We start from the raw sequence: 9,226 nt of genomic DNA on the forward strand, positions 1-9,226 counted from the left end.
CCTATGGCACGTTCAGTTAAAAAAGGACCATTCGCAGATGCAAGTCTGCTTAAGAAGATTGATGCAATGAACGCTTCTGGTGACAAGTCTGTGATCAAGACCTGGTCCCGCCGTTCTACGATCTTCCCAAGCATGGTTGGACATACAATTGCCGTACATGACGGAAGAAAACATGTACCTGTATATGTGACAGAAGATATGGTTGGACACAAGCTCGGCGAGTTTGTTGCAACCAGGACATACAGAGGACATGGAAAAGACGAAAAGAAATCAAGAGTTAGATAATTACATTGTGAAAGGAGGGTTCATCCATGGCAAAAGGACACAGATCCCAAATCAAGAGAGAGAGAAATGATAACAGAGATACGAGACCTTCTGCTAAGTTATCTTATGCAAGAGTTTCTGTCCAGAAAGCATGCTATGTATTAGATGCCATCAGAGGTAAGGATGTAACGACAGCGCTTGGTATTTTAACTTACAATCCAAGATATGCTTCTAGTTTAATAAAGAAACTGCTGGAATCAGCGATTGCGAATGCTGAGAACAACAACGGTATGAATGCTGAGAACCTTTATATCGCAGAGGCTTATGCGAATAAAGGGCCAACAATGAAGAGAATCAGACCGAGGGCACAGGGTAGGGCTTACAGGATCGAGAAGAGAATGAGCCACATTACACTGGTGCTTGATGAAAGATAAGGAGGGGCAATCATGGGACAGAAAGTTAATCCTCATGGCTTGAGAGTCGGTATTATCAAAGACTGGGATTCTAAGTGGTATGCAGAGAAGGATTTCGCAGATTACTTAGTAGAAGACCATGAAATCAGAACGTATCTTAAGAAGAGATTATACAGCGCCGGAGTTTCTAGAATTGAGATTGAGAGAGCATCCGACCGTGTTAAGATCATCATTTATACAGCGAAGCCAGGCGTAGTGATCGGCAAGGGCGGCGCTGAGATTGAGAAAGTAAAAGGCGAGCTTACACAGTTTACCGATAAGAAGTTAGTTGTTGATATCAAGGAGATCAAGAGACCGGACAAAGATGCCCAGCTTGTAGCAGAGAATATCGCATTACAGCTTGAAAACCGTATCTCTTTCAGACGTGCAATGAAGTCTTGTATGTCAAGAACCATGAAGTCAGGCGCGCTTGGAGTTAAGACATCCGTATCGGGACGTCTCGGCGGAGCTGATATGGCTCGTACAGAGTTCTACAGCGAGGGGACGATTCCTCTTCAGACACTGAGAGCAGACATTGACTACGGATTCGCTGAAGCAGACACAACCTATGGAAAAGTTGGTGTCAAGGTATGGATCTATAAAGGCGAAGTTCTTCCGGAAAAAGCAGCAAAGGAAGGAGAGAGATAAATCATGTTAATGCCAAAGAGAGTAAAACGTCGTAAACAATTCCGTGGTTCTATGAAGGGAAAAGCTCTTCGCGGAAACAAGATTACTAACGGTGAATATGGTATCGTTGCAATGGAACCATGCTGGATCAAATCCAATCAGATCGAGGCTGCACGTATTGCTATGACTCGTTATATCAAGCGTGGCGGTAAAGTATGGATCAAGATATTCCCGGATAAACCTGTAACTACGAAACCAGCTGAGACACGTATGGGTTCTGGTAAAGGAACCTTAGAATACTGGGTAGCAGTTGTGAAACCGGGCCGTGTAATGTTCGAGATTGCCGGCGTATCAGAGGAAGTTGCGAGAGAAGCTCTTCGTCTGGCTACACACAAGCTGCCATGTAAATGTAAAGTAGTTTCTCGCGCAGACTTAGAAGGCGGTGATAACAGTGAAAATTAATGCATTTGTAGAAGATTTAAGAACAAAATCAGCTGCAGAGCTGAATGAAGAATTAGTAGCTGCTAAAAAGGAACTCTTTAATCTGAGATTCCAGAACGCAACGAATCAGTTAGATAATACAAGCAGAATCAAGGAAGTAAGAAGAAATATCGCAAGAATCCAGACTGTAATGGCACAGGCACAAAAAGGAGTGTAAACCGTGGAAAGAAATCTTAGAAAAACCCGTGTGGGTAAGGTTGTCAGCAATAAAATGGATAAGACCATTGTTGTTGCGGTTGAAGATCATGTAAAACATCCGCTTTATAAGAAGATCGTTAAAAGAACTTATAAATTAAAAGCTCACGATGAAGCGAACGAATGCAACATCGGCGACAAGGTAAAAGTTATGGAGACAAGACCGCTCTCTAAGGATAAGAGATGGAGACTTGTCGAGGTTATGGAAAAAGTGAAATAGTATAAGGAGGGAAACCTGCATGATACAGCAAGAAAGCAGACTGAGAGTAGCAGACAACACAGGCGCAAAAGAGTTACTGTGTATCCGCGTACTTGGCGGTTCAACAAGAAGGTATGCAAGTATTGGCGATGTAATTATTGCGACCGTTAAAGATGCAACACCAGGCGGCGTTGTTAAAAAAGGCGATGTAGTGAAGGCTGTTGTTGTTCGTACCGTGAAGAGCACACGCCGTAAAGACGGTTCTTATATCCGTTTTGATGAGAATGCTGCTGTTATTATAAAAGAAGACAAGACACCAAGAGGAACCCGTATCTTCGGGCCAGTAGCGAGGGAGCTTCGTGACAAGCAGTTCATGAGAATTGTTTCCCTGGCTCCGGAAGTTCTTTAAGGAGGTGCAGGAGATGTCAATGTTAAAGATCAAGAAGGGTGATACCGTTAAGGTTATCGCCGGCAAGGGTAAAGACAAAGAGGGCAAGGTTATCGCCGTGAACCAGAAGGACGGCAAGGTTGTCGTGGAAGGCGTTAATATGCTGACAAAGCACACAAAGCCAAACGCTGCGAATCAGAATGGCGGAATCATCCGTCAGGAAGGCCCGATCGACGCCTCTAATGTAATGTATATGCACAAAGGTAAAGCGACCAGAGTGGGTATCAAGATGGACGGAGATAAGAAGGTTCGTTATGCAAAATCAACAGGCGAAGTGATTGATTAATCTGAGGAAGGAGGGCCAGTGCTTTGAGTAGACTGAAAGAACAATACCAGAACGAAATCGTTGACGCGATGAATAAAAAGTTCGGTTATAAAAATATCATGGAAGTGCCGAAGCTCGACAAGGTTGTGATCAACATGGGCGTCGGCGAGGCAAAGGATAATGCGAAGCTGTTGGATTCAGCGGTTGCTGATCTTGAAAGGATCACAGGACAGAAGGCTGTTATCTGTAAGGCAAAGAAGTCAGTTGCTAACTTCAAGTTAAGAGAAGGAATGTCAATCGGATGTAAGGTTACCTTAAGAGGCGAGAAGATGTATGAGTTCGTTGACCGTCTGATCAACCTTTCCTTACCGCGTGTACGTGACTTCCGAGGAGTGAATCCTAACGCATTCGACGGAAGAGGCAACTATGCTCTTGGTATCAAGGAGCAGCTGATCTTCCCTGAGATCGAGTATGACAAGATCGACAAGGTAAGAGGTATGGATATCATATTTGTTACAACGGCAAAGACAGACGAAGAGGCTCGTGAATTGCTTCGGCAGTTCAATATGCCGTTTGCAAAGTAGGGAGGTAAATTATGGCTAAAACAGCAATGAAGATCAAGCAGCAGCGTAAGCAGAAATTCTCCACCAGAGAATACAACCGCTGCAGGATTTGCGGACGTCCACATGCATATTTGAGAAAATATGGAATCTGCCGTGTTTGCTTCCGCGAATTAGCATATAAAGGACAGATTCCAGGAGTTAAGAAAGCAAGTTGGTAAGGAGGAAAAGAAATCATGACTATGAGTGATCCAATCGCAGATATGCTTACAAGAATCCGTAATGCTAATACTGCTAAACATGATACAGTAGATGTACCGTCTTCCAAGATGAAGCTTGCAATAGCAAATATCTTACTGGACGAAGGTTACATCGAGAATTATGAAATCGTAGAAGACGGAGTATTCAAGACAATTCACATCGTATTAAAATACGGTGCGGACAAGAATGAAAAAGTTATCACAGGTCTTAAGAGAATATCCAAGCCAGGACTTCGTGTATACGCAGGAAGCGCTGATGTACCGAAGGTATTCGGCGGACTTGGCACGGCGATCATTTCTACCAATGCAGGTGTGATCACAGACAAAGAAGCAAGAAAGCTCGGCGTTGGCGGAGAGGTGCTGTGTTATATTTGGTAGGCATTATTTTCTTAGTGAATTCAAGCGTAGGGTGCGCTGAATGAACTTAGAAAATAAGCCGTTCTCTGAGCGAATGCGAAGAGAACTTCATTTAATACTGAAAACAGAGCAGACATTAGCATCTGCTCCGAGAATCTAAGTTAAGGAGGATACAGGTATGTCACGTATAGGAAGACTGCCGGTTGCAATTCCAGCAGGAGTTACCGTTGAGATTGCAGAGAATAATAAGATAACCGTAAAGGGTCCGAAAGGAACTCTTGAAAGAGAGCTTCCGATTGAGATGGAAGTTAAGGTGGAAGGCGATACAGTAGTTGTAACAAGACCGAATGACTTGAAGAAGATGAAATCTCTTCACGGCCTGACAAGAACACTGGTGAACAACATGGTTGTCGGTGTTACAGAAGGTTACCAGAAGGTTCTGGAGGTTAACGGTGTAGGTTACAGGGCCGCGAAGTCCGGAAACAAGCTTACATTGAACCTTGGTTACTCTCACCCAGTTGAAATGACAGATCCGGAAGGTGTTGAGACTGTCGTAGAAGGACAGAACAAGATCGTCGTTAAAGGTATCAATAAAGAAAAAGTAGGCCAATACGCAGCTGAGATCAGAGACAAGAGAAGACCGGAGCCATATAAGGGCAAGGGTATCAAGTATGCTGATGAAGTAATCAGACGTAAAGTTGGTAAGACTGGTAAGAAATAAGTAAGGAGAGTGTGAAAATGGTTAGCAAAAAATCAAGAAGCGAAGTTCGCGTTAAAAAGCACAGAAGAATACGCAATCGTTTGAGCGGTACAACCGCATGCCCGCGTTTGGCTGTGTTTAGAAGCAATAATCATATGTATGCTCAAATTATTGACGATACAGTTGGAAATACTCTGGTTTCCGCTTCCACTCTTCAGAAAGACGTGAAGGCGAACTTAGAAAAGACTAACAACGTTGATGCAGCAGCATATTTAGGAAAAGTGATTGCCGAGAAGGCAATCGAGAAGGGTATTAAGGATGTTGTCTTTGACAGAGGCGGCTTTATATACCATGGAAAGATTCAGGCATTAGCAGACGCAGCTAGAGAAGCTGGGTTGAATTTCTAGAAGGAGGAGCTACACATGAAACAAGAACGTATTGATGCTGGTTCATTAGAGTTAAACGAGAAAGTAGTGTCAATTAAGCGTGTAACCAAAGTTGTTAAGGGTGGCCGTAATATGAGATTCACAGCTTTAGTAGTTGTTGGCGATGGTAATGGCCATGTTGGTGCAGGCTTAGGAAAGGCTACTGAGATTCCAGAAGCAATCCGTAAGGGAAAAGAAGATGCGGCAAAGAACATGATCACTGTTGCATTGGATGATAATGATAGTATTACACATGATTTTACCGGCAAATTCGGAGGCGCTTCCGTATTGCTTAAGAAGGCTCCGGAAGGTACTGGTGTGATCGCCGGAGGTCCGGCGCGTGCCGTGATCGAGATGGCTGGAATCAAGAACATCCGTACCAAATCACTTGGTTCTAACAATAAGCAGAACGTTGTTCTTGCTACGATCGCCGGATTACGTGAGATCAAGACTCCGGATGAAGTAGCCAGACTTCGCGGTAAATCTGTTGAAGAGATCTTAGGCTAAGGAGGCGGATTCAGATGGCAAATTTGAGAATTACGTTAGTAAAATCCACGATCGGTGCTGTACCAAAGCATAAGAAGACTGTAGAAGCATTAGGCTTAAGAAAGCTTAACAAGACAGTTGAACTGCCGGATAATGCAGCAACCAGAGGTATGGTAAAACAGGTTCAGCACCTGGTAAAAGTAGAAGAAGTATAGTTCAAATAATCGGATAAGGAGGTGTCACAATGGATTTATCAAACTTAAGACCTGCTGACGGAGCAAAACAGAGTGATAATTTCAGAAGAGGACGTGGACACGGTTCTGGTAATGGCAAGACAGCCGGTAAGGGACACAAGGGTCAGAAAGCTCGTTCAGGAGCAACAAGGCCAGGTTTCGAAGGCGGTCAGATGCCGTTATATAGAAGAATTCCAAAGAGAGGCTTCACGAACAGGAATTCTAAGACAATCGTTGGTATTAATATTAGCGCTCTCGAAGTGTTTGATAATGATGCAGTTGTATCTGTAGAGACGCTGCTGGAACAGGGAATCGTTAAGAATCCGAGAGATGGTGTTAAGATCCTTGGAAACGGTGAATTGACGAAGAAACTGACTGTACAGGCCAATGCATTCAGCAAAAGCGCTGTAGAAAAGATTGAGGCTGTAGGTGGAAAAGCAGAGGTGATCTAATGTTAGAGACATTTCGGAAGGCATTTCAGATTAAAGACATCCGAAAAAAGATCGGCTACACATTCCTGATGTTGATTGTGATCCGAATCGGTTCACAGTTACCAACACCTGGCGTGAATTCCAGCTATATCAAGGACTTTTTCGCACAGAACACTGGTGAGGCGTTTAATCTGTTTAACGCTTTCACTGGTGGCTCTTTTGAGCAGATGTCAGTCTTTGCGCTGAGTATCACGCCATATATCACGTCTTCCATCATCATGCAGCTTCTTACGATTGCAATCCCTAAGTTAGAGGAGATGCAGAAAGAAGGAGAGGATGGAAGGAAGAAGATCGTAGCGATCACACGTTACCTTACCGTAGGTCTGGCATTGTTTGAATCAACGGCCATGGCCGTAGGTTTCGGACGTCAGGGTCTTCTGGTAGATTTTAATTTCGTAAATGCGGCGATTGTAGTTCTGACGCTTACCGCGGGCTCTGCGTTCCTGATGTGGATCGGTGAGCAGATCACCAGCAAGGGTGTTGGCAACGGTATCTCTATCGTCCTGGTGATCAATATCGTCTCAAGAATACCGAGCGACATGACATCATTGTTCGAGCAGTTTGTGAAGGATAAGCCGATTGCATCTGCCGGTCTGGCAGTTATTATTATATTGGCGATCATTATTCTCCTGGTAGTGTTCGTAGTGATCCTGCAGGGAGGAGAGAGAAGGATAGCGGTATCCTATTCACAGAAGATGGCAGGCAGAAGGATGTATGGAGGGCGTACTTCCAACATTCCTCTCAAGGTCAATACTGCCGGAGTAATTCCTATCATCTTCTCATCATCCTTGATGCAGTTTCCGATCATTATTGCTTCTTTCCTTGGCAAAGACGGGGGAGGCGGCATCGGCGGAGAGATCTTAAACGGATTGAATCAGAGCAACTGGTGTAATCCGGAACAGATCAAGTATACCTGGGGGTTGATCGTATATATTATTCTGACTGTGTTCTTCGCGTATTTCTATACTTCTATTACATTCAATCCGTTGGAGATTGCTAATAATATGAAGAAGAGCGGAGGATTCGTTCCGGGTATCCGTCCTGGGAAACCAACGGTTGAGTATCTGACTAAGATATTGAATTACGTGATCTTTATCGGTGCATGCGGCCTGATCGTGATCCAGATCGTTCCTATCCTGTTTAACGGCTGGGTTGGAGCAAGTGTATCCTTCGGAGGAACTTCCCTGATCATTATTGTCAGCGTTGTATTAGAGACGATGAAACAGGTTGAATCACAGATGCTAGTGCGTAATTATAAAGGATTTTTGAATAGTTAACAGTTTCAACTCGCGGGAATATTTTCGCGGGTTAAACTGCTATATAGGCGAAGAGGAGGAAGAGCCATATGAAGATTATTATGTTAGGCGCCCCTGGAGCGGGCAAGGGAACTCAGGCGAAGAAGATTGCTGCGAAGTACAGTATTCCTCATATCTCAACCGGCGATATTTTCAGGGCGAATATTAAGAATGGTACAGAGCTTGGCAATAAGGCGAAGACATACATGGATCAGGGGCTTCTGGTTCCGGACGAGCTGGTAGTGGACCTTGTGGTTGACAGGGTAAAACAAGACGACTGCACGAACGGCTATGTGCTGGATGGTTTTCCAAGGACGATCCCGCAGGCTGAGGCGCTTGATAAGGCGCTGGCGGCAATCGGAGAGAAGATGGATTATGCCATCGACGTAGATGTTCCAGATGAGAATATCGTGCACCGTATGTCCGGACGCCGTGCGTGCGTGGGCTGCGGGGCTACATATCATCTGGAATATGCGCCGACTAAGACGGAAGGGATCTGCGATGCATGCGGCAAGGAGCTGATTCTTCGTGATGATGATAAGCCGGAGACAGTTAAGAAGCGCCTCGGAGTTTATCACGAGCAGACTCAGCCGTTGATCGATTACTACACGAATGCGGGTATTCTTAAGACGGTTGACGGTACGATCGATATCAATGACGTGTTCCAGGCGATCGTGGATATATTGGGGGAGTAGGAAGCGATGGCAATCACTATCAAATCGGCGAGAGAGATCGAACTTATGAAGGAAGCCGGGCGTATATTGGAGATTGTCCATAATGAATTGGGAAAGGCTCTGCATCCGGGAATGAGCACACTGGACATAGACAGGCTGGGAGAAGAGATCATCAGAAGTTATGGATGTATCCCATCCTTCCTTGATTACAGGGGATACCCGGCGTCGATCTGTGTGTCGGTGAATGAGGAGGTTGTCCACGGAATTCCTGATAAGCACAGGATCTTAAGGGACGGAGATATCGTAAGCCTGGATGCAGGTGTGATCTATAAGGGATATCATTCCGATGCCGCTAGAACTCATGGCATCGGAGTGATCAGCAAAGAAGCAGAGGAATTGATACGTGTTACGAGAGAATGCTTCTTTGAAGGTATAAAATATGCAAAAGAAGGCAATTATCTATTTGATATATCAGCAGCGATTGACAGTCATGCCGTAAGCCACGGGTTTGGAGTAGTCAGGGATCTGTGCGGGCACGGGATAGGTACTGCATTGCACGAGGCGCCGGAGATACCGAATTATAAGATGAACAGAAGAGGTGTCAAGCTGAAAGCCGGGATGACTCTTGCAATAGAGCCTATGATCAACAGGGGGACCTGGGAGGTTGACTGGTTAGACGACGAATGGACGGTCGTAACCCGGGACCGCAGCCTGTCCGCGCATTATGAGAATACGGTCCTCATCACGAAGGAAGAGCCGGTGCTGCTGACGCTGAACCAGGAATCATAATTATG

Annotated in this window: 19 protein-coding genes; all 19 read left to right on the forward strand. The window is 44.9% G+C overall.

Going from position 1 to position 9,226, the window contains the following annotated elements:
* Positions 1–3: 3 nt before the first annotated feature.
* The 19 genes from rpsS (at position 4) to map (ending at position 9,221) form a co-directional block, all read left to right on the forward strand.
* Positions 4–285, forward strand: a complete 282-nt coding sequence (gene rpsS / locus VSQ62_RS04015) for a 30S ribosomal protein S19 (RefSeq protein ID WP_159750270.1) — start codon at positions 4–6, stop codon at positions 283–285.
* A gap of 26 nt (positions 286–311) precedes the next feature.
* Positions 312–698, forward strand: coding sequence for a 50S ribosomal protein L22 (rplV, locus tag VSQ62_RS04020; protein WP_334633359.1), 387 nt, complete (start codon positions 312–314; stop codon positions 696–698).
* Between the two features lie 12 nt (positions 699–710).
* The gene (gene rpsC, locus VSQ62_RS04025) at positions 711–1,364 is read left to right on the forward strand and encodes a 30S ribosomal protein S3 (protein ID WP_334633360.1); all 654 of its coding nucleotides are present in this window, start codon (positions 711–713) and stop codon (positions 1,362–1,364) included.
* A 3-nt stretch (positions 1,365–1,367) separates the two neighbouring features.
* Complete coding sequence (gene rplP / locus VSQ62_RS04030) at positions 1,368–1,805, forward strand: 50S ribosomal protein L16 (protein ID WP_334633361.1); 438 nt, start codon at positions 1,368–1,370, stop codon at positions 1,803–1,805.
* Positions 1,795–2,001 (forward strand): 50S ribosomal protein L29, encoded by a 207-nt coding sequence (gene rpmC, locus VSQ62_RS04035; RefSeq protein WP_334633363.1) that lies wholly within the window; start codon positions 1,795–1,797, stop codon positions 1,999–2,001. The genes rplP and rpmC overlap by 11 nt, the downstream gene beginning before the upstream one ends.
* A gap of 3 nt (positions 2,002–2,004) precedes the next feature.
* Positions 2,005–2,259, forward strand: coding sequence for a 30S ribosomal protein S17 (gene rpsQ / locus VSQ62_RS04040; protein ID WP_006445004.1), 255 nt, complete (start codon positions 2,005–2,007; stop codon positions 2,257–2,259).
* Positions 2,260–2,278: 19 nt separating this feature from the next.
* Positions 2,279–2,647, forward strand: a complete 369-nt coding sequence (gene rplN / locus VSQ62_RS04045; RefSeq protein WP_334633364.1) for a 50S ribosomal protein L14 — start codon at positions 2,279–2,281, stop codon at positions 2,645–2,647.
* A gap of 13 nt (positions 2,648–2,660) precedes the next feature.
* Positions 2,661–2,972, forward strand: a complete 312-nt coding sequence (gene rplX / locus VSQ62_RS04050) for a 50S ribosomal protein L24 (protein WP_334633366.1) — start codon at positions 2,661–2,663, stop codon at positions 2,970–2,972.
* A gap of 23 nt (positions 2,973–2,995) precedes the next feature.
* Complete coding sequence (gene rplE, locus VSQ62_RS04055; protein ID WP_334633368.1) at positions 2,996–3,535, forward strand: 50S ribosomal protein L5; 540 nt, start codon at positions 2,996–2,998, stop codon at positions 3,533–3,535.
* A gap of 11 nt (positions 3,536–3,546) precedes the next feature.
* On the forward strand, positions 3,547–3,732 hold the full coding sequence (locus VSQ62_RS04060; RefSeq protein ID WP_016220062.1) for a type Z 30S ribosomal protein S14: 186 nt from the start codon (positions 3,547–3,549) through the stop codon (positions 3,730–3,732).
* A 15-nt stretch (positions 3,733–3,747) separates the two neighbouring features.
* The gene (gene rpsH, locus VSQ62_RS04065) at positions 3,748–4,149 is read left to right on the forward strand and encodes a 30S ribosomal protein S8 (protein ID WP_334633370.1); all 402 of its coding nucleotides are present in this window, start codon (positions 3,748–3,750) and stop codon (positions 4,147–4,149) included.
* Between the two features lie 157 nt (positions 4,150–4,306).
* Complete coding sequence (gene rplF / locus VSQ62_RS04070; RefSeq protein ID WP_334633373.1) at positions 4,307–4,849, forward strand: 50S ribosomal protein L6; 543 nt, start codon at positions 4,307–4,309, stop codon at positions 4,847–4,849.
* Between the two features lie 17 nt (positions 4,850–4,866).
* The gene (rplR, locus tag VSQ62_RS04075) at positions 4,867–5,235 is read left to right on the forward strand and encodes a 50S ribosomal protein L18 (RefSeq protein WP_334633374.1); all 369 of its coding nucleotides are present in this window, start codon (positions 4,867–4,869) and stop codon (positions 5,233–5,235) included.
* A gap of 15 nt (positions 5,236–5,250) precedes the next feature.
* The gene (rpsE, locus tag VSQ62_RS04080; protein WP_334633375.1) at positions 5,251–5,760 is read left to right on the forward strand and encodes a 30S ribosomal protein S5; all 510 of its coding nucleotides are present in this window, start codon (positions 5,251–5,253) and stop codon (positions 5,758–5,760) included.
* Positions 5,761–5,774: 14 nt separating this feature from the next.
* Positions 5,775–5,954 carry a 50S ribosomal protein L30 gene (rpmD, locus tag VSQ62_RS04085; protein ID WP_334633378.1) on the forward strand — a complete coding sequence of 60 codons (180 nt, stop codon included), beginning with the start codon at positions 5,775–5,777 and terminating at the stop codon, positions 5,952–5,954.
* A 29-nt stretch (positions 5,955–5,983) separates the two neighbouring features.
* Positions 5,984–6,424 carry a 50S ribosomal protein L15 gene (rplO, locus tag VSQ62_RS04090; RefSeq protein WP_334633379.1) on the forward strand — a complete coding sequence of 147 codons (441 nt, stop codon included), beginning with the start codon at positions 5,984–5,986 and terminating at the stop codon, positions 6,422–6,424.
* The gene (gene secY / locus VSQ62_RS04095; protein ID WP_334633381.1) at positions 6,424–7,740 is read left to right on the forward strand and encodes a preprotein translocase subunit SecY; all 1,317 of its coding nucleotides are present in this window, start codon (positions 6,424–6,426) and stop codon (positions 7,738–7,740) included. Before rplO ends, secY begins: the two co-directional genes overlap by 1 nt.
* Before the next feature lie 68 nt (positions 7,741–7,808).
* The gene (locus VSQ62_RS04100; protein WP_334633382.1) at positions 7,809–8,453 is read left to right on the forward strand and encodes an adenylate kinase; all 645 of its coding nucleotides are present in this window, start codon (positions 7,809–7,811) and stop codon (positions 8,451–8,453) included.
* 6 nt (positions 8,454–8,459) lie between these two features.
* On the forward strand, positions 8,460–9,221 hold the full coding sequence (map, locus tag VSQ62_RS04105; protein WP_334633384.1) for a type I methionyl aminopeptidase: 762 nt from the start codon (positions 8,460–8,462) through the stop codon (positions 9,219–9,221).
* Positions 9,222–9,226 lie beyond the last annotated feature (5 nt).

The organism is Sporofaciens sp. JLR.KK001, assembly GCF_036941055.1.
GTDB lineage: Bacteria > Bacillota > Clostridia > Lachnospirales > Lachnospiraceae > Sporofaciens.